Source organism: Rhizobium sp. BT04, from assembly GCF_030053135.1.
GTDB classification, from domain to species: Bacteria; Pseudomonadota; Alphaproteobacteria; order Rhizobiales; family Rhizobiaceae; genus Rhizobium; species Rhizobium binxianense.
In genome coordinates this window covers 2182849-2206424 of sequence record NZ_CP125652.1, presented here as the reverse complement: position 1 = coordinate 2206424, position 23576 = coordinate 2182849, and the positions used below count along the sequence as shown (strand labels likewise).

Annotated in this window: 23 protein-coding genes; 14 read left to right on the top strand and 9 right to left on the bottom strand. The window is 62.1% G+C overall.

The window, feature by feature from the left end:
• Window positions 1–2 precede the first annotated feature (2 nt).
• A complete protein-coding gene (locus QMO82_RS19335) occupies window positions 3–1745 on the bottom strand; it encodes a chemotaxis protein (protein WP_183609660.1) in 1743 nt (580 codons plus the stop codon).
• A 342-nt stretch (window positions 1746–2087) separates the two neighbouring features.
• Here QMO82_RS19335 and QMO82_RS19330 point away from each other — a divergent pair, with 342 nt between their 5' ends.
• From QMO82_RS19330 to QMO82_RS19275, 12 genes are all read left to right on the top strand, one after another.
• Window positions 2088–2417 (top strand): STAS domain-containing protein, encoded by a 330-nt coding sequence (locus tag QMO82_RS19330; RefSeq protein WP_183609559.1) that lies wholly within the window; start codon window positions 2088–2090, stop codon window positions 2415–2417.
• A complete protein-coding gene (locus QMO82_RS19325) occupies window positions 2414–2782 on the top strand; it encodes a response regulator (RefSeq protein ID WP_183609560.1) in 369 nt (122 codons plus the stop codon). The genes QMO82_RS19330 and QMO82_RS19325 overlap by 4 nt, the downstream gene beginning before the upstream one ends.
• A complete protein-coding gene (locus tag QMO82_RS19320) occupies window positions 2779–4830 on the top strand; it encodes a chemotaxis protein CheA (RefSeq protein ID WP_183609561.1) in 2052 nt (683 codons plus the stop codon). The genes QMO82_RS19325 and QMO82_RS19320 overlap by 4 nt, the downstream gene beginning before the upstream one ends.
• On the top strand, window positions 4827–5336 hold the full coding sequence (locus tag QMO82_RS19315; RefSeq protein WP_183609562.1) for a chemotaxis protein CheW: 510 nt from the start codon (window positions 4827–4829) through the stop codon (window positions 5334–5336). The genes QMO82_RS19320 and QMO82_RS19315 overlap by 4 nt, the downstream gene beginning before the upstream one ends.
• Window positions 5337–5367: 31 nt before the next feature.
• A complete protein-coding gene (locus QMO82_RS19310; RefSeq protein ID WP_183609563.1) occupies window positions 5368–7065 on the top strand; it encodes a methyl-accepting chemotaxis protein in 1698 nt (565 codons plus the stop codon).
• A gap of 218 nt (window positions 7066–7283) precedes the next feature.
• Entirely contained in the window at window positions 7284–9092 is a 1809-nt protein-coding gene (locus tag QMO82_RS19305; protein WP_183609564.1) for a methyl-accepting chemotaxis protein, read from the top strand.
• Window positions 9093–9094: 2 nt separating this feature from the next.
• On the top strand, window positions 9095–9571 hold the full coding sequence (locus tag QMO82_RS19300; RefSeq protein WP_183609565.1) for a chemotaxis protein CheW: 477 nt from the start codon (window positions 9095–9097) through the stop codon (window positions 9569–9571).
• A gap of 29 nt (window positions 9572–9600) precedes the next feature.
• Window positions 9601–10458, top strand: a complete 858-nt coding sequence (locus tag QMO82_RS19295; RefSeq protein WP_183609566.1) for a protein-glutamate O-methyltransferase CheR — start codon at window positions 9601–9603, stop codon at window positions 10456–10458.
• Between the two features lie 173 nt (window positions 10459–10631).
• Window positions 10632–11729 carry a chemotaxis response regulator protein-glutamate methylesterase gene (locus tag QMO82_RS19290; protein ID WP_183609567.1) on the top strand — a complete coding sequence of 366 codons (1098 nt, stop codon included), beginning with the start codon at window positions 10632–10634 and terminating at the stop codon, window positions 11727–11729.
• Between the two features lie 245 nt (window positions 11730–11974).
• Complete coding sequence (locus tag QMO82_RS19285) at window positions 11975–12775, top strand: inositol monophosphatase family protein (protein WP_183609568.1); 801 nt, start codon at window positions 11975–11977, stop codon at window positions 12773–12775.
• 112 nt (window positions 12776–12887) lie between these two features.
• Complete coding sequence (locus tag QMO82_RS19280) at window positions 12888–14000, top strand: flagellar motor protein MotA (protein ID WP_183609569.1); 1113 nt, start codon at window positions 12888–12890, stop codon at window positions 13998–14000.
• 3 nt (window positions 14001–14003) lie between these two features.
• Window positions 14004–15035 (top strand): peptidoglycan -binding protein, encoded by a 1032-nt coding sequence (locus QMO82_RS19275; RefSeq protein WP_183609570.1) that lies wholly within the window; start codon window positions 14004–14006, stop codon window positions 15033–15035.
• Here the strand turns inward: QMO82_RS19275 and QMO82_RS19270 are convergent.
• The 5 genes from QMO82_RS19270 to QMO82_RS19250 all read right to left on the bottom strand — a co-directional run bounded on the left by QMO82_RS19270 (window position 15015) and on the right by QMO82_RS19250 (window position 20183).
• Window positions 15015–16286, bottom strand: a complete 1272-nt coding sequence (locus tag QMO82_RS19270; protein ID WP_183609661.1) for an RNA polymerase sigma factor — start codon at window positions 16284–16286, stop codon at window positions 15015–15017. The genes QMO82_RS19275 and QMO82_RS19270 overlap by 21 nt on opposite strands.
• A gap of 7 nt (window positions 16287–16293) precedes the next feature.
• The gene (locus QMO82_RS19265) at window positions 16294–16632 is read right to left on the bottom strand and encodes a YciI family protein (protein WP_183609571.1); all 339 of its coding nucleotides are present in this window, start codon (window positions 16630–16632) and stop codon (window positions 16294–16296) included.
• A gap of 260 nt (window positions 16633–16892) precedes the next feature.
• Window positions 16893–17081 (bottom strand): YegP family protein, encoded by a 189-nt coding sequence (locus QMO82_RS19260; RefSeq protein ID WP_003566419.1) that lies wholly within the window; start codon window positions 17079–17081, stop codon window positions 16893–16895.
• Window positions 17082–17244: 163 nt separating this feature from the next.
• Window positions 17245–18237, bottom strand: coding sequence for a tripartite tricarboxylate transporter substrate binding protein (locus QMO82_RS19255; protein WP_183609572.1), 993 nt, complete (start codon window positions 18235–18237; stop codon window positions 17245–17247).
• A gap of 143 nt (window positions 18238–18380) precedes the next feature.
• Window positions 18381–20183: an ABC transporter transmembrane domain-containing protein gene (locus QMO82_RS19250; RefSeq protein ID WP_183609573.1), complete on the bottom strand. Its 1803-nt coding sequence runs from the start codon at window positions 20181–20183 to the stop codon at window positions 18381–18383.
• Window positions 20184–20375: 192 nt separating this feature from the next.
• On the opposite strand from QMO82_RS19250, the gene rpmE reads away from it, so the two are divergent.
• A complete protein-coding gene (rpmE, locus tag QMO82_RS19245) occupies window positions 20376–20597 on the top strand; it encodes a 50S ribosomal protein L31 (protein ID WP_003566413.1) in 222 nt (73 codons plus the stop codon).
• Between the two features lie 140 nt (window positions 20598–20737).
• Here the strand turns inward: rpmE and QMO82_RS19240 are convergent, their stop codons facing one another.
• From QMO82_RS19240 to QMO82_RS19230, 3 genes are all read right to left on the bottom strand, one after another.
• Window positions 20738–21253, bottom strand: a complete 516-nt coding sequence (locus tag QMO82_RS19240) for a DUF1465 family protein (protein ID WP_003542804.1) — start codon at window positions 21251–21253, stop codon at window positions 20738–20740.
• 392 nt (window positions 21254–21645) lie between these two features.
• Window positions 21646–21837 (bottom strand): DUF1192 domain-containing protein, encoded by a 192-nt coding sequence (locus tag QMO82_RS19235; protein WP_097621224.1) that lies wholly within the window; start codon window positions 21835–21837, stop codon window positions 21646–21648.
• A gap of 78 nt (window positions 21838–21915) precedes the next feature.
• A complete protein-coding gene (locus QMO82_RS19230; protein WP_183609574.1) occupies window positions 21916–23214 on the bottom strand; it encodes an MFS transporter in 1299 nt (432 codons plus the stop codon).
• 174 nt (window positions 23215–23388) lie between these two features.
• Here QMO82_RS19230 and QMO82_RS19225 point away from each other — a divergent pair, with 174 nt between their 5' ends.
• Window positions 23389–23553, top strand: a complete 165-nt coding sequence (locus tag QMO82_RS19225; protein ID WP_097621222.1) for a hypothetical protein — start codon at window positions 23389–23391, stop codon at window positions 23551–23553.
• Window positions 23554–23576: the final 23 nt, after the last annotated feature.

Genomic DNA, 23576 nt, shown 5'->3' with positions numbered 1-23576 from the left:
CTTTAAAAAAGCGCGTCGGCGAAAAGATCCTCGTCGGTTTCGGCTTTGGGGGTCTCGGCGGGAGCGGGGGCGCTGTCTTCGCAGGTCGGGAATATGTCGCGATGGATGTTGCGCTCCTGGACCATCGTGTAGGCCTTGAAGATCTTGTGGTCGAGCGGGGCGATCGCCTCGGCGAGATCGGAGATATCGGCGACCTCAGTGCCGGCGGCGCTTTCGAGCAGATCGGCGCAGCGGGCAAAGACTTCGCCGAGATCCCGCTGGAAATCGAGCTTGCCGATCAGCAGGCTGATCTTGGTGGCCACCTCGCGGCCGGCCTCGGCGAGCACCTTCAGCTCGCTTTCCATCACATTGGCTGCGGAGCGGATGTTGCCGACTGCCGACGTCAGGCTTTCTCCCAGACCGCCGGCCCCGACATCGGTGGCGGGGGCAACACGCCCAGCCGCGGCTTCGAGCGCCGGCAGGCCGGTGACGATGGCATCGGCGGATTCGTCGAGCTTGCCGGCGAAGATGCGCAGCTCGGCGGTGACGACGTTGATCGACCTGCCTTCCTCGCCCAGGCGGCTGCAGCGCAGGTTGGTGTTCAAAGCCATGTAATGGATGTCGGTCTTGACGGCGCGGATGTTGGCGATCGATTCAGACAGCTTGGCGGCTGTGCCGATCGTCGACTGGCTCACCTGGTCGGCCTGCCGGCTTGCCGTGTCGACCTGCCGGACAATTTCGTGGGCCGCCGAAACACTGGATTCCAGCGCGCGCATGAAATTGCCGCCGTCCTCGCCGCTCTCACCGCTCATCTGGTCGCGCAGCTTTAGGATTTCCCGCATGTCGTGGTCGAAACTGGCGATCGTCGTGACGACGTTCTCCGAATCCCGCTGGAAATTGGCGCACATGTCGCTCATCTGCGCTGCGGTCAAATGGTGGATGACGTTCTGCAAGCGCTTGCGCGCGTCGGCGTCGAGCTTTGCGCCCTCCACGCCGGCAAAGAATTCCTCAAGCAGTGAAAGGGTGGCCTGCACATGCTCGATGCGCTGACGGGTGATGTCGCCGATCTGCAGGGCAGAGAGCGTCGACGCGACCTTGCTCTGGACGCCGCGGGCAATCGCGCCGACCTCACGGGCGACGACGCCGAGATGCTTGCGGTGTTGGGCGATCTTGGCGGCGTCGTCGCGCAGGGCTGCCGCGACGGCCGGAACGGTATCGGCGTAACCCTTAGAGACACTGGCGCCAAAGGAGGCGGCGAGTTTGACCTCCTTGTCGAGGCTGTCGAGATGCGTGGCGAAACGGTTGACCTCATCGGTGCCGGAATAGATTCGCTCCAGGATCTCCTGTGCGAAGCCGGCGAATTCGGCAAGGCCGGCGCCGGTGATCTTCACGGTCACGGCGAAGGTTCTGAGATAGCGCATCGTCTCCTGCATGTCGGAGACGTATTTGCGCAGCTCCCTGCCGGTCTGCGCCAGCGAGACGAGTGCCTGTTGACGATTTTCTTCGGTGACCGGCAGCGCCGTCAGGCTCTCCACCGTGGCACGGAGATCGGCGCCGGTATCGCTCGACTCGCCATTGTCGAGCGCCGCGGTGACGCTCTCAAGAGAATTCAACAGGCGGTTGAGAACATCCATCACCGAGAGCAGCACGGTACCGCCTTCGAGGAAACGTTCTTCGACCCGGCTGCGGGCGGATTCCAGGGTCCGGCCGATATCCCGCCCGGATATGTAGGCTGCAGCGGTCGGCGATACCAGAGCGTGTGCCAACATTTATACCTTTTCTTAAAACACAGGCTAATCTGACTCTATTTCTACGGGCAGGATGGAAACGTCCGGTAAACGCGCCAGACTCGTCTGCGTTGTGATTAACGAAAGATGGATGGAGGCGCCGCTCGAATCGTATGGTTGGTTAATGTTGCTTAACCTGCTGCTTTTATTTTATTTGTTTCTAAATTTTGAGAGGAAAATACAACTTATTCCGGATGAGAATTGGGGAGTCTCAGGACTCGTTATACGGTAGTTTCATACAACCGCTGTTTACCCTGCATTAACGCTGTCGTGAGAGTCCTCTTAAGGGCATCAAGTATTTCTCTGGCCGAGGGGGCTGCGTTGGATACTCCAAAACAATATTACGAATCTATAAAGTTATCGGATTTGCTGAGTATCCGCTGCGTCTCCGAATTATATTCAAAGATTACAGATGAATTTCACGGCCGTGATGTAATCATCATCGAGATTCCCGAAAGTGCTGAAGCGGATCTGAGTTTCATTCAGCTCATCGAATCCGCTCGTCGCCAAGCAAAAGCCAAGGGAAAGACGTTCAAACTTTCTTCGCCGGCCAGCGGCGCGGTTCTGAAGGTACTTGAGCGCGCAGGTTTCATCGAATCCTTCGACAAAGAAGACGAAAATTTCTGGTTGCATAAAAAGGTGACATTATGACTGCAAATATCCTGACCGTTGACGATTCCGCCAGCATTCGCCTGACCACCAATGTCACGCTGACCAATGCCGGTTACACCGTCACCGAGGCCGCCGACGGGGCAGAAGGCCTTGCGAAGGCCAAGAGCAGCAGCTTCGATCTGATCGTGACCGATCTCAACATGCCCGTCATGGACGGGCTGACGATGATCGAGGAGTTGCGCAAGCTGCCGGCCCAGGCCGGTGTTCCGATTATCTTTCTGACGACGGAATCGGACGCCGATCTCAAGGCTCGTGCCAAGGCGGCGGGCGCAACGGGCTGGCTGACCAAGCCGTTCGACCCGGAAAATCTCGTGAAGATCGTCAAAAAGGTCCTCGGAAGATGAGTATGCTCGATCCGGTCGCCGTATTCCGCATGGAAGCAGCCGAATGCCTCGAAGCGATCGAGGCCGGTCTTCTCGATCTGACCCACGAGCTCGACAATAAGGATCTCGTCGACGCCGTGTTCCGCGGGCTGCACACGCTCAAGGGCTCCGGCGCGATGTTCGGTTTCGAGGCGCTCGCTGCCTTCACCCATCATTGCGAAACGGCCTTCGACCGCGTTCGAAAGGGCGAGGTTGCGGCGACCAGCGAACTGGTCGCCGCCGTTCTCGCCGCCCAGGACCATATGCGCGCCCTCGTCGATCAGCCGGACGCCGATCACGGCGATACCGGCCAGAAACTTCTGGCGCAGCTGCAGGCTGCCGTCGGCGGCAAGGCGCCCGCTCAAGCAGCGGCTGCTGTTTCCGCACCCGCAGCGGTGTGCGAAGCTCCGGCAAAGAAGAGGAACAGCTGGCGCATCCGCTTCAGCCTGCCGGCCAATTCGATGGCCAACGGCACCAATCCACTCGGCCTGCTGGACGAGCTGCGCGATCTCGGCGAATGTACCGTACGCGCCAACAGATCGGCCATTCCGCCTCTCGACGAGCTCACTCCGACGGAACTCCATATTTCCTGGGACGTGACGCTGACCAGTGAGCAGGATCGCTCGGCGATCGACGACGTCTTCATCTTCGTGCTCGATGATATGGAACTCAGCGTCGAGGAGATTCACGGCGCGGCAGCTGCAACCGCCGCTCCGATCGAAGCAAAGCCGACACCTGCCCCTATTGCCGCGGTATCGGCGGCGCCGGTTCCGCCGGCTGCCGTCCCGGAATTCCGTCCCGTCGAGGCGGTTCCGGCCAGGCGCGAGGCGCCCGTCGCCGTCAGCCAGGCGAAGGCAGCCGAGAATGTCCGCGTTCCGGCCGAACGTCTCGACGAGCTGATGGACCGCGTCGGCGAGCTCGTCATCGCGCAGTCGCGCCTCAGCCAGCTCGCCAGCGCCAGCGCCGATATCGCGCTACGCTCCGTCTCGGAAGAAATCGAACGCCTCTCCGGCGAGTTGCGCGACACGATGATGGTGCTGCGCATGGTACCGGTCGCCACTCTCTTCTCCCGCTTCCGCCGCCTCGTCCACGATCTCGCCCGCGAGACCGGCAAGGTGATCGAGCTGGTAACGGAGGGCGAGACGACCGAAGTCGACAAAACAGTCATCGAGCGCCTAGCCGATCCGCTGGTGCATCTGGTGCGCAACTCGATCGACCACGGCCTCGAGACGCCCGCCGACCGCCTTGCCGCCGGCAAGACCGAAGCCGGCACGGTGACGCTTTCGGCCCGCCAGGCCGGCGGCGAAGTGATCATCTCGATCAAGGACGACGGCCGCGGCATCAATCGTGAAAGGGTCCGTGCCAAGGCGGAATCCTCCGGCCTCATCCATCCAGGCCAGGCGCTTTCCGACTCCGAGCTGCTGCAGCTGATCTTCGCTCCCGGCTTTTCGACGGCAGCAGCGATCACCAATCTTTCCGGCCGCGGCGTCGGCATGGACGTGGTCAAGAAGACGGTCGAAGCGCTTCGCGGCGCGATCGACATCGTCAGCGTACCGGGACAGGGTTCGGAAGTGTCGCTGCGCATCCCGCTGACGCTTGCGATTATCGACGGCCTGCTGGTGCGCGTCGGCTCCGGCCGCTACGTCATCCCGCTCTCGGCGGTCGAAGAATGTCTCGAATTGTCGCTTGAGGAAGATCTCCGCTCGCGCGGCCGCAGCTTCATCTCGCTGCGCGACAGCCTGGTGCCGTTTCTGCGCCTGCGCGACCTCTTCCGCACCGGCACCAAGCCGGATGTGCACCAGAAGGTCGTCGTCATCTCCACAGGGACGGAGCGCGTCGGTCTCGTCGTCGACCAGATCATCGGCGACCACCAGACGGTCATCAAGTCGATGTCGAAATTGCACAACGACGTGGCGACCTTTTCGGGCGCCACCATTCTCGGCGACGGCAGCGTCGCCCTCATTCTCGACGTCGGGCATCTGGTTGCCGCGGGTCAGCAACAGGAGGCGCAATTGCGGGTAGCAGGATGAGTGCAACAGCAGCAGTCGAACGCTTCGACAATCATTGGAGCTATGCCGAGGAAGTCGAGGTCCTGACCTTCGATCTCAACGGCGAGACCTTCGCGCTGGAAGCGGTCATCGTCCAGGAAATCCTGGACCTGCTTCCGGAAACCGCGGTGCCGGGTAGCCAGCCCTTCGTTGCCAGCGTCATCAATTTCCGCGGCAAGGTCATTCCGCTCGCAGACCTGCGTCTGGCCTTCGGCATGGAGGCGGCAGAGGCGACGATCGACAGCCGCTTCATCGTCATCGAGATCGATCTGCAGGGCGAGCAGACCCTGGTCGGCCTCAGAACCGACAAGGTGAACGAGGTGACGACGCTTGCAAAATCCGCGAGCGAGGCGCCGCCGAGCGTCGGCATGCGCTGGCGCGCCGACTACATCAACTGCCTGGTGAAGAGGGGCGGAGAGTTCATCATTCTCCCCAACCTGCAGGCGATTTTTTCATCGAGGCACAATACGGCGCGCGCCGTCACTTGACGCTGGATGAATTCAACATGGGGGTTTGACGATGCGACTGACAATCAAGACCAAACTGGTGACTGCGTTCACCTTCATCATTCTGATGCTCATGGGCACCGCCGCTTACGGTGTCTTCAGCCTTGGATCGCTAAACGACACGATCGACAGGCTTCTCGCCGGCCCGGCAGCCCGCCTCGATCTCGCACAGCAGATCAATATTGCCCAGCTCGAGGCGATCCGCCAACAGAAGAACCTGCTCACGGCGCGCAGCGCTGACGAGACGACCGGTGCAATCGCGAAGGGCGATCAGGCTCGCAAGGACTTCGCCAGTGCGTTCAGCCAGGTTCTGGCGTTGGCAACGGAAGAAGGCAAGGCGCGCTGGGCGCGCATTGCCGAACTTTCCAAGACCTTCGATGCGGCCGATGATCAGATCCGTGATCTGGTGAAGGCCGGTAATGCGGAAGGTGCAAACACCATCTCCGTCACGACGGCGCGGGCGGCTGCCAACGGTATCGACTCGACGCTCAGCGAAATCCTGACGCTTGAAAAGCAGCGCATGAAGGCTGCCGACGATGGCGCCCAGAACCAGTATGAGACGACGCGCATGACGATGGTTGTGGTCGCCGCCGTCGCTCTGCTGATCGCTGCCCTCACCGCTTTATGGATCGCCAACACGATCAGCAAGGGCCTTGGCCGCGCCAACACCGTGGTTCGCGAAGTGTCGGAAGGCGATCTGACGAAGATGGCCGAGATCACCGGCCACGACGAAATCGGCGAGCTTCTGGGCAACGTCAACATCATGATCGAGCGTCTGCGCGGCGTCGTCGCCGACGCACTGTCGGCTGCCGAAAACGTTTCGTCGGGCAGCCAGCAGCTTTCGGCAAGCTCCGAGCAGGTGTCGCAGGGCGCCACGGAGCAGGCAGCTTCGGCTGAAGAGGCTTCCGCTTCGATGGAGGAGATGGCCGCCAATATCAAGCAGAACGCCGACAATGCGGCACAGACCGAAAAGATCGCCCGTCAGTCGGCCAAGGACGCGGAGATGAGCGGTGAAGCGGTGACGCGTGCCGTCGACGCCATGCGCACGATCGCCCAGAAGATCGGCATCGTCCAGGAAATCGCCCGTCAGACCGATCTCTTGGCGCTCAACGCCGCGGTCGAAGCGGCGCGTGCCGGCGAGCACGGCAAGGGGTTTGCGGTGGTCGCCTCGGAGGTCCGCAAGCTTGCCGAGCGCAGCCAGTCGGCCGCTGCCGAAATCAGCTCGATGTCGAGCGATACGGTCAAGGCTGCCGCCGATGCCGGCGACATGCTCGGCCGCCTGGTGCCCGACATTCGCAAGACCGCCGAGCTGGTCTCCGAGATCAGCGCGGCCTGCCGCGAACAGGATATCGGCGCTTCGCAGATCAACGAGGCGATCCAGCAGCTCGACAAGGTGACGCAGCAGAATGCCGGCGCCTCCGAACAGATGTCGGCGACTTCCGAGGAGCTCGCTTCCCAGGCCGAAGAACTGCAGACGTCGATCGCCTTCTTCAAGGTCGATGCAGCCGGCAGCACGCGGCCCGGCGCCCACAAGGCGCAGCCGAAAACTGCGGCCAAGGTGCTCAAAACCCCGGCCGCAGCCCGTAAACCGGCGCCGCAGGGCCGCGGCCAGACGGTTTCGGCGCAGCAGCAGCGTCTCAAGGGCTTTGCTCTCGACATGTCGATGGGCGGTCCTGATGCCGGCGACGACGATTTTCGGGAGAGTGCATAGCGCTCCCCTGGGGAAGCTCATGAGCGCTATCCCCGTTTGCAACCGTCGCGGGCCGGCCAGCCTGGCTCGCGACACATAGTTCCGGCCCGGGGAGCCGGCGCTGAAAGTATATTTACTTCCTTCCGTGGCATGTTTTCGCCCACCGGAATTTCTTTGCTGCATGATGCAGCGCCGCCTGGACCATATTTATCGCCTCGCTCTCAGAGAGGAATATTGAGATGCGTATTACGATCAAACTTAAACTCGCAGCCGCTTTCGGCTTTGTTATCCTGTTACTGGTGGGCAGCGCGGTCTATGGAATCATCAGCCTCAGTTCACTGAACGACGCTGTCGGCGACCTTGTTTCCGGGCCTGCAAAAAGGCTGGAAATGGCTCTGGAGGCGCAAACTGCCGAGCTTGATGCGGTCCGCTGGCAGAAGAACGCGCTTCTGGAAGCGGATTCCGAAATCGTCAAAAAGGACTATCAGAATTCGGCGAAAAGCGTGGATGAAATGCTCGGCTTCGCGACAAGCGGCCTGCAGCTCGCAACGGCAGAAGGCAAGCCCCTCTGGGACAGGCTGATCGATTTGGCCAAGCGTTTTGATGAAGGCTCTAACAAAGTAGCTTCCATTCAGCAAAGCGGCGACAGAGCAGGGGCCGTGGCGCTTTCCTCAGGGGAGGTTCGCGCCCTCGTCACGGAAATGGAAGAGGTTTTCGGAAGACTCGTTGCTCTTCAGCAGAAGTCGATGGCGCAAGCCGATAGCGATACCGATGCTCTTTATAGCTCAACCAGGAACATGCTGGTCGGTCTCGCAATCGGGGCTTCCCTCATCGCTTTCGCCGCTGCGCTGTGGATCGCGCTCGGCGTCAATAGCGGCCTGCGCAAGATCATGAACGTTGCCAGCGCGGTCGCCATCGGTGACTTGAACCAGAAGGTCGAGATCAGGAGCAATGACGAGATCAAGGATCTGGTCAACATGATCAACACCATGACGGGCAACCTTCGCACTACCGCGGAGATCGCCACGCAGATTGCCGACGGCGACCTGACGGTGTCCCCGAAGCCGCTTTCGCAGAAGGACACGCTCGGCATCGCGCTCGAGCAAATGGTCGAGCGCCTGCGCGGTGTGGTCGCCGATGCGGTCGCGGCTGCGGAAAATGTTTCGGCCGGCAGCCAGGAACTGTCCTCGAGTTCCGAACAAGTGTCGCAGGGCGCCAGCGAACAGGCGGCTTCCGCCGAGGAGGCTTCCGCTTCGATGGAGGAGATGGCCGCCAACATCAAGCAGAATGCCGACAATGCGGCACAGACCGAAAAGATCGCCCGCCAGTCGGCCAAGGATGCGGAGATGAGCGGTGAAGCGGTGTCGCGTGCCGTACAGGCGATGCGGACCATTGCCGAGAAAATCAGCGTCGTCCAGGAAATCGCCCGCCAGACCGATCTCCTGGCGCTCAACGCCGCTGTCGAAGCGGCGCGTGCCGGCGAACATGGTAAGGGTTTTGCGGTCGTCGCCTCTGAGGTCCGCAAGCTTGCCGAGCGCAGCCAGTCGGCCGCCTCCGAGATCAGCTCGATGTCGAGCGATACGGTCAAGGCCGCTCAGGACGCCGGCGACATGCTCGGCCGTCTGGTGCCCGACATCCGCAAGACCGCCGAGCTGGTCTCCGAAATCAGCGCGGCCTGCCGCGAACAGGATATCGGCGCTTCACAGATCAATGAAGCGATCCAGCAGCTCGACCGGGTGACGCAGCAGAATGCCGGCGCTTCCGAAGAGATGTCGGCGACCTCCGAGGAGCTTGCCTCCCAGGCCGAAGAACTGCAGGCTTCGATCGCCTTCTTCAAGGTCGATACGACAGGCGACCGCCAATCCCGCACGCCGGCTGCAAGAGTGACTGTCCGCAGCTCGGCTCCCATCGCCGGCCGCAAGCTCGGTGTCCGGAAACCGGCGGCCAACAGCGTCGCCGGCCAGCAGGCACGGGCAAAGGGTTTTGCTCTCGATCTCTCCATGGGCGGTCCCGATGATGGGGACGCCGAATTCAAGGAAAGCGCCTGATCATGGCTCCGACATCTCTGGAAGCGCAATTCGTGACCTTCAGCCTCGGCGAGGAAATCTTCGCCGTCCCGGTTGAGGTCGTCCGGGAAATTCTCGACTATGCGGAAGCTTTCAAGATTCCGAACGGTCCCGACTATCTGCTCGGCCTGCGCGACGTGCGCGGGCAGGGCGTGCCGACGATCGACCTTCGATTGAAGCTCGGCATGACGAAGACCTTGCCGACGCCGCATACGCGGGTGCTCGTCCTCGACGTGCCGCTGGAAAGCCGGCTGCTCACCCTCGGTCTCGTCGCCGATCGCGTCTTCGAGGTCACGCCGTTCCGGCGTGACCAGATCGAGACGGCGCCCGATATCGGCGTGCGCTGGCGCTCGGACTATATTGCCGGGGTCGTTCGCCGTGAAAATGGTTTCGTCGTCATCATCGATCTCGCGCGACTCTTGTCGCGCGAGGACGCCTCGGCACTGCAATCGGCGGCCTGACCGCGCGTCAATTTGGAGTACTGCGTTCTATGAGTATGGCAGCAGCGGTGGAAAGCCAATCGCCGGGCGACCGGATCAGCAAGCGCAATTTTGAAAAGCTTGCCCGGTTCATCTACGACTACAGCGGCATCAAGATGCCGCCAACCAAGCTGACGATGCTCGAAGGGCGGCTGAGGCGGCGCCTGCGCGCAACCAGCCATTCGACCTTCGACGATTACTGCGACTTCCTGTTCAACCACGATGGCCTCGCCCAGGAAACCGTCTACCTGATCGACGTAGTGACGACGAACAAGACCGACTTCTTCCGGGAAGCCAAGCATTTCGACTACTTGCAGAGCGTGGCGTTGCCTGTGATCGTCAGCAGCGGCGCGCGGACCATCCGCACCTGGAGTTCGGCCTGTTCGACGGGGGCGGAACCCTACACGATGGCGATGGTGCTGGCAGAATTCGCCGAGGGCCGCAAGGACGTCTCCTACAGCGTGCTGGCGACCGATCTTTCCACCGACGTGCTGCAGACGGCGCGCCGGGGCATCTATCCGGAAGATCTCATTGCGCCGGTGCCGCGCGACCTGCAGCGCAAATATGTGCTGACGGCCAAGCAGCCGGAGCGGCGGGAGGTGCGCATCACGCCGAAACTGCGCAGCAAGGTGGGTTTTGCCCGCATGAACCTGATGGATGAGAAATATCCGATCGGCGAGCCGATGCACGTCATCTTCTGCCGCAACGTGCTCATCTACTTCGACAAGCAGACCCAGGCCGGTGTGCTCAACCGCCTCTGCGATTGCCTGGCGAAGGGGGGGTACATATTCATCGGCCATTCCGAATCCATCACCGGCTTCGATCTGCCTTTGAAGCAGGTCTCGAACACGGTGTTTCAGCGTATCTAGAGCATTTTCGTTTTTCTTCGAATCACGAAAATGCTCTATCTCTTTGTTTTAACGCAATTCCGGACGCAAAACCGCTGCACACTTTTGCTGGAATTGCTCTAGCTAGAGCATGTCCGCTTTTCTTCGAATTGCCGGCATGCTCTATCTTTCGGCACCATGCTCCAGGAGCATTCATGCGTAAGAAAATCCGTGTTCTCATCATCGACGATTCCGCCAGTGTCCGCCAGACGCTGACCCATGTGCTGGAGCAGGATCCCGATATCGAGATCATGGCGGTCGCATCCGACCCCTTCGTGGCGGCGCGGAAGCTGCTGGAGGAGACCCCCGACGTCATTACGCTCGATGTGGAAATGCCGCGCATGGACGGCATCACCTTTCTTCGCAAGCTGATGTCGCAGCGGCCGATCCCCGTCGTGATGTGTTCGTCGCTGACGGAAGCGGGTTCCGAGACGCTGCTCCAGGCGCTGGAGGCCGGTGCCGTGGACGTCATCCTGAAATCGAAGATCGGCGCCGCCGACAGCCTCGCCGATGATGCCATGCGTATTCGCGAAGTCGTCAAGAGTGCCTCGCATGCGCGGCTTTCCACTGTGCGCCGCGCTGCCGGAACCATCCGCACGGCTTCGCCGGAAGGGCCGGCCAAGAAGCTGTCGGCGGATGTCATGCTGCCGCCGCCGACGGGGCGGGCCATGGCGAAGACGACGGAGATGGTCGTCTGCGTCGGCGCCTCCACTGGCGGCACCGAAGCGTTGCGCGAATTCCTGGAGGCATTGCCGGCCAATGCGCCTGGTATGGTGATCGTCCAGCATATGCCGGAGAAATTCACCGCCGCCTTCGCCAAGCGGCTGAACGGTCTCTGCGAGGTCGAGGTCAAGGAAGCCGTCGATGGCGATCCGGTGCTGCGCGGCCATGTGCTGATCGCGCCAGGCGACAAGCACATGCTGCTCGAGCGCCAGGGGGCGCGCTACCATGTGAGCGTGAAGACCGGACCGCTGGTGTCCCGCCATCGGCCTTCGGTCGACGTGCTGTTCCGCTCGGCAGCGCGCTCGGCCGGCTCGAATGCCATGGGAATCATCATGACCGGCATGGGCGACGACGGTGCGCTGGGCATGCTGGAAATGCATCAGGCCGGCGCCTATACGGTGGCGCAGGACGAGGCGAGCTCGATCGTGTTCGGCATGCCGAAGGAGGCGATCGCCAAGGGCGGCGTCGACCGTATCCTGCCGCTCGATCAGATCGCCCGCGAAGTGCTGATGACGCAGCAGAAGTTCTGAGATCGATGTCGAGGGAATCCAAGCCGGGCGGGTGGTCTCGGGCGATTGCGCCGGATTTGATCCATTCAGCATAATCGGCGGTTTCCGGCGCCGCAGGGCAGCCATGCATGCCTCCCCTTGAAATTTCCCCGATTTTGTGGTCTTGAGGCCGCCAATCTTTGCAGCGCTGTCTGTCATGCATGTTCAGGGACACTTCCCGCCCCTGGCAGCGCGCACCTCGTATCAGTCCCAAGGAAAATGCGCCGATGGCCCGTTCAGCTCTTCTCAATGTCATGGTTCAGGCTGCCCTCAAGGCAGGAAAATCGCTGGGACGTGATTTCGGCGAAGTGCAGAATCTGCAGGTTTCCGTGAAGGGGCCGGGCGACTTCGTTTCCACCGCCGATCGTAAGGCCGAGAAGATCGTCAGGGAAGAGCTCCTGAAGGCGCGGCCGACCTATGGCTTCCTCGGCGAGGAAAGCGAAGAGATCAAGGGCACGGACGGCGCGCATCGCTGGATCGTCGACCCGCTCGACGGCACGACGAACTTCCTGCACGGCATCCCGGCCTTCGCCGTCTCGATCGCGCTCGAACGCAACGGCGAAATCGTGGCCGCCGTCGTCTTCAATCCGGCAACCGACGAACTCTATACCGCCGAGCGCGGCGGCGGCGCCTTCCTCAACGACCGGCGCCTGCGGGTCGCCGCGCGCCGGACGCTGTCGGATTGCGTCATCGGCTGTGGCGTGCCGGCGCTCGGCAAGCGAAATCACGGCAAGTTCCTGGTCGAGCTTCGCCACGTGATGGGCGAAGTGGCGGGCATCCGCCGCCTGGGTTCGCCGACGCTCGATCTCGCCTATGTCGCGGCCGGGCGCTTCGACGGTTTCTGGGAAGCGGAACTTGCGCCCTGGGACATGGCAGCCGGCATCCTGCTCATCCGCGAAGCCGGCGGTTTCGCCACCGATTGGGACGGCGGCACGGCCATTCTGGACAGCGGCGCGATCGTCGCCGGCAACGAGATCATCCACAAGGCGCTGATAGAAGTCGTCAAGCGGCCGATTCCCGCCAAGTAAGCCAACGAAAATCCGGCTGTTGTAAAGTCACGCTTTTCGCCCCGGCATACTTCAATTCGGCACAATGTTGCTCTAGTCTCCGCCAGCAATGACTCCGGAGGCAGCGGACCCTATGGAAAATGTGAATGTGGCGGAGATCGGCTCCACCGAAAAGACGGCCAGCGGTTATGCCTACAGGCTTTCCAGCCCCATGCCCTTCCTCTGGACGATGCTGCTTTTCCTCGTCATCGTCGGCTTTATCGCCGCCATCCTCTTCCGGCAGACGCAGACCGCCTTCATGCACAATCCGGGCCTCAACGGCCTGATCGTCGGCGTTCTCGCAGTCGGAATCATTCTTGTTTTCAACCATGTACTGGCGCTTCGCCCCGAAGTGCGCTGGTTCAACTCGTTCCGCGCCGCCGGCAGTGCCGACAAGGTCAACCGCAATCCGCGGCTGCTTGCGCCGATGCGGGCGCTGATCGGCAGCCGCAAGACCTCCGTGGCGCTGTCGACGACGGCGCTGCGCTCGATCCTCGATTCGATTGCTACCCGCCTCGACGAATCACGCGACGTCTCGCGCTACCTGATCGGCCTGCTTGTCTTCCTCGGCCTGCTCGGCACCTTCTGGGGTCTCATCGGCACGATCGGCTCGATCAGCATCGTCATCCAGTCGCTCGATGCCAGTTCGAACGGCACGGGGGACGTGCTCTCGGCGCTGAAGGAAGGGCTCTCGATGCCGCTTTCGGGCATGGGCCAGGCCTTCTCCTCCTCGCTGCTCGGCCTTTCCGGTTCGCTCATTCTCGGCTTCCTCGACCTGCAGGCCGGCCGCGCGCAGAACCGCTTCTACATGGAGCTGGAAAACTGGCTCTCCTCGGTCACAGATGTCGGCTCCGACCTTGCCCCGGCCCTCGACGCCGTCGCCGGGGCTTCCTCGGACGACATGCGCGCGCTTTCCGATTATCTGCGCAAGGTCTCCGAAGAGGGCGGCACCGGCAACCAGCGCTCCGTCGCCGCCATGGCGAGCCTTGCCGAAGGCATTCAAGGCCTCGTCAAGAACATGCGCAACGAGCAGCAGATGTTGCGCGACTGGATCGAGGTGCAGCAGGACGAGGCGAAGGCAATGCGCCGGACGCTCGACCGGCTTGCCGAACGTATCGGCGTGCAGGAGCGGGCAGGCGATCGCGGCGACCGTGGCGAGCGTTTGCGCGACCGCGCCAGCCAGACAGAAACGAGCGAGGGCAAGTAAGCCATGGCTCTTGCCCGCAATCGGCGCCGCGAACGCACGGTGGATTACTGGCCGGGCTTCGTCGATGCGCTGTCGACGCTGCTCATCTCGATCATGTTCCTGCTGACGGTCTTTGTCGTCGGGCAGTTCATCCTCAGTCGCGAGATCACTGGGCGTGATGAGGTGCTCAGTCGCCTCAACAGCCAGATCAACGAACTGACGCAGCTTCTGGCACTCGAAAAGGGCAGCAACCAGGATCTCCAGGATTCGGTCGCCAACCTGCAGGCCTCGCTTGCCAGTGCCGAAGGCGATCGCTCGCGGCTGCAGGCGCTGCTGAGCGCCGGTTCCGGCGGTCAGGATGCGGCGCAGAAGAAGATCGGCACCATGACGCAGGAGCTCGACGAGCAGAAGCAGGTGAGCGAGCGGGCGCTCAGCCAGGTCGAACTCTTGAACCAGCAGATCGCCGCACTTCGCAGCCAGATCGCCGCCGTCGAAGCCGCCCTTCAGGCGTCGGAGGAGAAAGACCGGGTCTCGCAGACGAAGATCGCCGATCTCGGCAGCCGCCTCAACGTGGCGCTCGCCGCGCGCGTGCAGGAGCTGAACCGTTATCGCTCCGACTTCTTCGGCCGCCTGCGCGAGATCCTGTCCGATCGCGAGAATATTCGCATCGTCGGCGACCGTTTTGTCTTTCAGTCGGAAGTGCTGTTTCCCTCGGGCGGCGCCGACCTCAACCCGGAAGGTCAGACGGAGATGGCAAAGCTTGCCGCCGCTCTTCTCGATCTCGCCAAGGAAATTCCGCCGGAGATCAACTGGGTGCTGCGTGTCGACGGCCACACCGACAATGTGCCGCTTGCCGGAACGGGCCGTTATCGCGACAACTGGGAGCTTTCCTCGGCGCGTGCGATTTCCGTCGTCAAGTTCCTGATCGCGCAGGGCGTGCCGGCGGACCGGCTCGTTGCCGCCGGTTTCGGTGAATTCCAGCCGATCGCACCGGGCGATACGGCGGATGCGCGCTCCACCAACCGCCGCATCGAGCTAAAGTTGACCGAGAAATGATAAATCTGACATCGCCTGCCGCGCCTTCTTCTGCCGGCCTGTCAGGAAGTCACGCACGGCGGGACTCTCGCTGAGGCCGATTGCTGCGATGTAGGCGTCGGTCGCCGCGGTATCGTCGCCGGCCTCAGACAGAAGAAAGGCACGCACCGCCCAGTAGGGTTGGTAGCTTGCGACCGCGCGCTGATCGAGCTGGTCGAGCCGCTCCAGGCCGGCGGCGGCATTCAGCGCCCTGCCGATCACAGCAGCCTGGCTGACGCGGGCACCCAGCGTCGGCTTCATCGTCACCAGCGCCGCATAGAGTATCGTCAACGCCTGCCAGTCGGTCTTTCCCGACAGCCGGCGGGCGGCATGCACGGACTGGATTGCCGCCTGGCACTGGAAGGGGCCGAAACGCTCGAAACCTCCGGCCTTACGCAGCAATGCATCCGCCTCGTCGATCATGATCGCGTTCCACGCAGCCATATCCTGCTCGTCCAGCGGCACATATCGGCCGTCGCTGTCGCGCCGGGCGCTGCGGCGGGCTTCGCAGTGAAGCATCAACGAGAGGAGGCCGATTGCCTCCGGTTCGTCCGGCAGTACTGCCAGAAGCGCTCGGCCGAGCCAGATCGCCTCGCCGGAAAGCGAATGACGCTCTTCCTCGCCGTCGAGACCGTCCCAGCCGAGGCCGTAGGCGGCGTAGATCGCCGAGAGCACCGCGGCGAGCCGCCCGGGCAAGGTGGGACGCGGCGGAACGGCGAAGGGAATGCCGGCATCGCGAATCTTCACCTTGGCCCGCACCAGCCGCTGGCTCATCGTTTCCGGTGAAACGACAAAGGTCCGCGCGATGGTTCGCGCCTCAATGCCGAGAACGGTCTGCAGCATCAGCGCCGTATGCACGGAGCTGTCGATGGCGGGATGGGTACAGGCAAAGAGCAGTTTCAGCCGTTCATCGGGAAAGACCGCGTTGCCGGCCTCGTTCATACGTTCCTCCGCTTCTTCGAAGGCGATCGATATCGTCGGTTGCGCATTGGCCGCGACCGTGCGGTGGCGGGTGGCCTGCATGAGGTTGCGGCGTGCCGCCACCAGCAGCCAGGCTTCCGGATTGTCGGGAACGCCGCGCTCCGGCCAGACGCGTAGGGCCGAAGCCAGCGCTTCCGACAATGCGTCTTCCGCCGCCGGCACATCGCGCGAGCGGGCGGCAAGGAACGCGATCAGCTTGCCGTAGGATTGACGCGCCACCCTTTCGGCAACGCGTCCGGCATCGGGCGGCATCGTCACCTCACATCTGCAGGCGCGGGCGCACCTCGACCGAACCCTTGTCGGAGATCGGCACGCGGGTCGCCCATTCGAGTGCGGTGTCGATGTCGGGAACGTCGATCAGATAAAAGCCGCCGAGCTGTTCCTTGCCTTCCGGATAGGGTCCGTCCTGAACATCGTGTTCCCAGCCTTTGCGGCGCACGATTGTGCCGGTCTCCGGGCCCGTCAGTCCGGCGCCGCCGGTCATGATCCCTGCCTGGGCAAGCGCCTTGCTGTAGGCGACCCAGCCGTCGCGATAGGCGGGATCGTCACGGCGGGCGAAATCCTCAGGGGCTTCGCGAATGATGAGAGCATATTGCATAAAAAACTCCTGATCTCGTTGTTGGCGTTGATCCAGGCATCCCGATGGAGAGAACCGATATCCTATAGTGACGCCCGGTGGAGCGGTTCGGCCGTTCCGAGACAATGAGGCGCGGCCAGCGATCATTTCGACATGGCCTTAAAAAAATATGCGAAAAAGGAGAAATGGCGCCAAGGTCACAGGCAAACGCGCCGGGCTCAAGGGCCAGTGGCGCTCGGAGGCGCGGGCAGGGCGGCGTTTCACGCCGCCACTGCTTCTGCTCAGGCTTCGGCCTTCGTCTGGTCGACGACGTCGGCACTGGGCGTGTTTTTCTTGATCGATTCGATGGCGCTCATGGCGGACGCCTTCGCCTTGTAGCCTTCGGAAAGGAACATGGTTTCCCCGTTCGATGCCTTGAAGCGGAAGCGGAACTCGCCGGCCTTATCCTTATAAACTTCGAATTTATACATGGATGTCTCCCGAAACGCTGGATTGCAATCATCAGCATCGGGAGGCTAGATCAAAATGGCGAGCTTTTCCACTGCCTTAATTAGAATTGGGTTGCTTAGCGTCCAATTGTCACCACTCTGATTGGACGCAAGCAAAGAGATGGCAAGCGATTGCCTGCTCGTCTCACTCCATCTGGATATTCGCGCCCTTGACGACCGGTCCCCATTTGGCGAGCTCGGCCTTCACATGGGCGGCGAGTTGCTCCGGCGTCGAGCCGACGATGGTGGCGCTGAATTCCTTCATCCGTTCCGCGACGGCAGGGTCGGCGAGCGCTTTCTTGGCCGAGGCGTTCAGGCGCATCACCACGTCGTTCGGCGTCTTGGCCGGAGCGAAAAGCGCGTTCCAGGTATAGGTTTCGTAGCCTGGAATGCCTGACTCGGCGATCGTGGGCACATCGGGAAAGGAAGGCGCGCGTTCGGCCGTCGTCACCGCCAGCGCCCGCAGGGTGCCGGCTTTGATGTGGCTGGACGAGGACGGCAGATTGTCGAACATGATCGGCACCTGATTGCCGATGACGTCGTTCAATGCCGGGCCGGCGCCCTTATAGGGGATGTGCTGCATGCTGACGCCGGCCATCGACTTGAAGAGTTCGCCGGAAAGATGCAGCGGCGTGCCGTTGCCGGACGAGGCGTAGCTGTATTTGTCGGGCTCGGCCTTCAGCAGCGCGACCAGTTCCTGCACGGTCTTTACCGGCAATTCCGGATTGACGACCAGCACGTTCGGCACGACGACAAGCAGCGAGACCGGGGCGAAATCCTTCTCGGGGTCATAGGGAGTCGATTTGAGGATCAGCGGGTTAAGGGCGTGAGTTGCGACGGTGCCCATCAGAATGGTGTAGCCGTCAGGTTCGGCCCGGGCGACGTTGCCGGCGCCGAGATTGCCGCCGGCGCCGGCGACGTTCTGGACGATCACCTGCTGGCCGAGATCCTCCGACATTTTCTGCGCGACGATGCGGGCAACGACGTCGGTCGAGCCGCCGGCCGCGAAGGGCACGACCATGGTGATCGCGCGATCGGGAAAATCCGCAGCAGTGGCAGACGCGCCGGCAGCAAAGGCCGCAAGCACACCAAAGCCAAGCGCAAGGCCCGTGCGTCGCGTCATATCGGAAAGCGCCATTCCTATCTCCTCCCAAGAATTTCAACGGCAATATCCCCACCCCGGGGAATGAAAAGGTTAGGGCGGAGGGCGCGAAAAACAACCGCAGGGAAGCGCGGCGGAGGTCAGACTTTAGTCGCTGCTTGCAGAGATACGCATGCCGGCTATTTCGCGGTGGCGAGCACATCCTCGTTGGCGGCGTCGAATTGCAGCCGCGCCAGCCGTGCGTAGATGCCGCCATGGCGGATCAGGCTCTGATGCGTGCCCTCTTCGACGACACGGCCCTGATCCATGACGAGGATGCGGTCGGCCTTCAACACGGTTGCCAGGCGATGGGCGATGACGAGCGTCGTGCGGCCGTCGACCAGGCCGTCGAGCGCCTTCTGCACCAGCGTCTCGCTTTCGGCATCGAGGGCGGAGGTTGCCTCGTCGAGCAGCAGCACGGGCGCGTTTTTCAGGATGGCACGAGCGATGGCGATGCGCTGGCGTTGGCCGCCCGAGAGTGTAACGCCACGCTCGCCGACCTCGGTCTCGTACCCCTGATCCAGCCGCGTGATGAACTCGTCGGCCTGGGCGGCAAGGGCTGCGGCGCGAACCTCGTCACGCGAGGCGCCGGGACGACCAAAAGCGATATTGTCGTGGATCGAGGCGGCAAAGATGGTGACGTCCTGCGGCACGATGGCGATGCGCTGGCGCAACTCGTCGGGCGTCGTCAGTTGCGCGTCGACATCGTCGATCTTCACGCTGCCCTGCTGTGGATCGTAGAAGCGCAAAAGCAGCGAGAAGACGGTGCTCTTGCCGGCACCGGAAGGACCGACGATGGCAACGGTCTCGCCCGGCGTGATGGCGAAGCTTAAGCCATGCAGCGCCGATCTGCCGGGGCGCGAGGGATAGGCGAAATGCACACCGGAAAATTCGACGCGGCCACGGCCGGGCGAAGGGAGAGCCTGCGGGCTGGCGGGGGCGGCGATCGGCGAGACCTCGTCGAGGAGTTCGGTCAGCCGGTCGGCGGCACCGGCAGCCTGCGAAAGTTCGCCCCAGACCTCCGACAGCGCACCCAGCGAACCGGCTGATATGACGGCATAGAGCAGGAACTGGCCGAGCGTGCCGGCTGAAAGCGTGCCAGCAAGCACGCTATGGGCGCCGAACCAGAGCACGGCGACGACGCTGCCGAAGATCAGCGTGATGGCGATCCCCGTCAGCAGGGCGCGGGAGCGGATGGCGGCGCGGGCCGCTTCATAGGCGGATTCGACGGCGGCGCCGTAACGTGTCGCTGCGGCATCCTCGCCGTTGAAGGCTTGGACGGTGCGCGTCGCGGCGATCGTCTCGTTGGCGAAGGCGGAAGCCTCGGCGAGCGTATCCTGGGCGGCGCGCGAGCGCTTGCGCACCGAGCGGCCGAAGGCGACGAGCGGGAAGACGATCAGCGGGATGGCGCCGATGACGAGGCTCGAAAGCTTCGGCGAGGTGACGATCATCATGCCCATCGCGCCGATACAGAGGATGAGGTTCCTGAGGGCCACCGAGGCGGTGGCGCCGACCGCTGATTTGATCTGCGTCGTATCGGCAGTCAGGCGCGAGACGATCTCGCCGGACTGGTTGACGTCGAAGAAGGAGGGCGACAGCCTCGTCACATGGGCAAAGACATCGCGGCGAAGATCGGCGACGATGCGCTCGCCGATGGTGATGACGAAATAATAGCGTAGCGCGCTCGCGACCGCGAGCACGACAGCCATGACCAACAGCATGGCGAAGTAGCTGTTGATGAAGCGGCCGTCGGACTGGGTGAAGCCGTGATCGATCATCCGGCGCACGGCAAGCGGCAGTGTCAGCGAGGTGACGGCGGCAAGCGCCAGCGATATCAGCGCCCCGGCCACCATGCCGCGATAGCGCATGACATAAGGTGTCAGCCTGCCGAGCGGCCGCAGCGACCGCCTCTTGTTTTCCTCAGCTTGTGCCTGCTCTGCCAAATCGTCTCCGATCGCCCGCAGGACCCGCGCAATGCGGCCTGTTGGCTCTTGTTATCCCGGCGTCCTTCATGTATAGGCACCGCATCCTAATGGGAAGCCGTAGCCACCACGACTGCGGCTTCATTTATTCAATCGGTTCGTTGGCCGCAACTGCATGCGTCAATTGACCTCTGGTATCGCAGGAAGATTGTTATGAAGGCAGGCATCCATCCCGACTATCACATGATCAAGGTGGTCATGACCGATGGCACTGAGTACGAAACCCGCTCGACTTGGGGTTCGGAAGGCGCCGTCATGAACCTCGAAATCGATTCCAAGTCGCATCCGGCCTGGACCGGCGGCAACCAGCAGCTCATGGACCGCGGTGGCCGCGTCTCCAAGTTCAACAAGCGTTTCGGCGGCCTCGGCCTCTAATCGCTTCTGCTCGACGGAATTTGAAGAAGCCCGGTTTCGCCGGGCTTTTTTTGCGTCTATGCTGGCTGAGGCGTGTTTGGCTACAACAAAAAACCGGCCGCGCGGGGCGCAGCCGGTCTGTATCGAATTCTCGCGATGCGTCAGTTGTTGCCGAAGGCGGTCTGCAGCAGAGAAAGCTGGGCTTGGACGCTGTTCTGATTATCATGAACGATCACGGCTTCGGACGGGCGGTAGATCTCGCGGTCGAGCAAAGCAATGCGGTTCTGCAGACGGAGCGAGCGCTCGACGAGGTCGCGGAAGGATTCCGGCAGGTCGCCCCAGCCGGGTGCGGCGCGATCGACGTTGAAGCCGTCGAGGCGGACCTTGTTTTTCTCGGCCAGTACCTGGTCGCGGGACATTTCACCATTGTTGACGGCGCGCTGCAACAGCAGCCAGGAGGCCATCTGCATCAGGCGGGTGGTGAGGCGCATCGATTCTGCGGCGTAGAGAACCGAGGCCATCCGCGGCAGAACCTTTGAGGCGGCGCGGCCCTGGCCATCGAGATAGGCGGCGGTCTCTTCGACCAGCGACATGCCTTCCGCATAAAGTGCCTTGAACTGCGAGGATGCAGCGGCGCGGCCTGCAAAACTGATCGTGTTCAATCCAACTTCCGACATCGCAATAGTCCCTGTTGCACGCAGCTACTTTATATTCAGGTAACGCCGGCACAGACGGAAAAGTTTCCTGTGCCGGTCTCTATGACTTTAAGATGGTATCATTAGCCCAAATGCGCAAGCCGTTTCTTAAGAAAGGGTTAATCTCCACAGTTTCGTGGAAATGCGCCGGCCATGGGAAAAAGAAGAGCCGCAAAAGCGGCTCTCAAGGTAAAACAGGGAGAAAAATCAGACCAATTCACCGCTTGGAAAACTGTCTGAAATCCAGAGAAAATCTGGATGAGTACAGTAATATCTTATAAAGCTTAATATTCTATTAACATTGTGCCGGATTAAGACTTGAGGCGGGCTCATTTTGTAAGCCTACAGCCTTGTTTTCAGAAGTTTTTAGCAGATTACGAGCGGAAGAAGTTTTCCGCCGCCTGCCGCCCGGAGGCCTTGCGAGCGGCCTCGGCTTCGAGACGGTCGATCTCCGTCTTCAGCAATTCGACCCGCGCCTTCAGCTCGTCCACCGAAAGCATGGAGAGATCGGCGCCGATCTCGTGGGCGACCTTTTTCTGCGGCCGGTCGTCGTCGATGAAGCTCATGGTTCGTCCTCCGTTTGCTGTTCTATCGCTTTAACGCAATTCCGGACGCAAACCGCTGCGCATTTTTCGCGAAATTGCTCAGCCGAACTTTACCGCAGGATCGCCGCTTTCGGGAGACTTCCCGGTTTCAGGAGTTTTGCCGGTGCCGCGATCGGCAAGCGACATGCTTTGCGGTGTCAGCATCGGCGAGGTGCCGGTCGGGATCGTCGTGTAGGCATCGCGGTCGCTGGCCGGGACGGCGGCGCGGATGCGGCTCCTGATGATGGCGTAAACGGTGATCAGCACATGGGCGACGGCGGTGACCAGGAAAAGCGCGTGCGGGGTGATCACCGACATGACGGGGCCGCCGATCGTCGGGCCGATCACCGTGCCGATGCCGTAGAGCAGCAGCAGGCCACCGGAGACCTTGACGAAATCCTCCGATGCCGCGAAGTCGTTCGCGTGGGCGACGGCGATCGGATAGAGCGTATTGGCCACAGCACCGTAAAGGACAACGAGCCCGATCAGCAAGGCGGGCGACGTCGGGTGCAGCAAAAAGATCAGCAGGCCGGCAAGGGCGGCGACCCCGGACATGGCGGCAAGCACATAGCGCCGGTCGATACGATCGGAAAGCCGGCCGGCCGGCAGCTGCATCATGGCGCCGGCGAAAATGGTGGCGCTCATCATGACGGCGATGCTGGTGTCGGAGAGGCCGGCGCCGGCGCCGAACACGGCGCCGAGCGTGCCATAGGCGCCGTTGGCGATGCCGACGAGCAGGATGCCGAGGCAGGAGACCGGCGAGTTGCGATAGAGCGCCGGCAGGTCGAGGCGCACCGCCTTCAGCGGCTGCGGCGAAGCGGCGGTCGACAGCGTCGTCGGCAGCATGGCGATGCAATAGAAGATGCCGCAAATCATGAACAGCACCGGCGTGCGCACGTCCTCGAGCGGGATCATCATCTGGCCGCCGACGACGCCGATGAGTGTGATGCCGATATAGAGTGAGAAGATCATGCCGCGGCTCTCGTTGCTGGCGCGCTCATTCAGCCAGCTTTCGATGATCATCGAGGTGCCGGCGGTGGAGAAGCCGGTCACCGCGCGCAGGACCACCCACCAGATCGGATCGATGATGATGCCACTGACCAGCGCGATGATGGCGATGATCGAGATGAAGCCGGAGAAAGCTCTGACATGGCCGACGCGGCGCACCAGTTTCGGCGCCACCAGGCAGCCGATGACGAAGCCCCCGGCCCATGACGTGCCGAGCAGGCCGAGCGTCGTCGTGGCGTAACCTTCGAGATTGCCGCGCACGGGAAGCAGGATGCCCTGCAGACCATTGCCCATGAAAAGGAAGAGCGTGCCAAACAGCAGCGCGGCGACGGACAGCAGATTTCTCTTCATTTCCCCAGACTCGGTCTTCAGCGATTTGCAATGGACATAAGGCACGACCGGCGTCAGCCCAGCCTCAAGATGATTGATTGTGCCCCGGAATGTCTTTACGGCGTGTCGTGGTCCTCTTGTTCGCGCGGAAAAATGTCCGTCCTGTGACATTCCGAAAAACGGAAAAAATAAAGCATGACAAAGCTGATAGCCTTGCTGCTCATTCTTGCCATGGCGATACAGCTGATCAAGCCGCTCGGGCTTCCCGGCCTCAGGCGGCGGATGGATTTCTGGAGGATCGCGCTGATCGCTTTCGGTGTTTGGGCACTGGACCTGCTGTTGCGCGATTTCCTGATGTAAGCCCCGTATTCAAGCCTCGATGT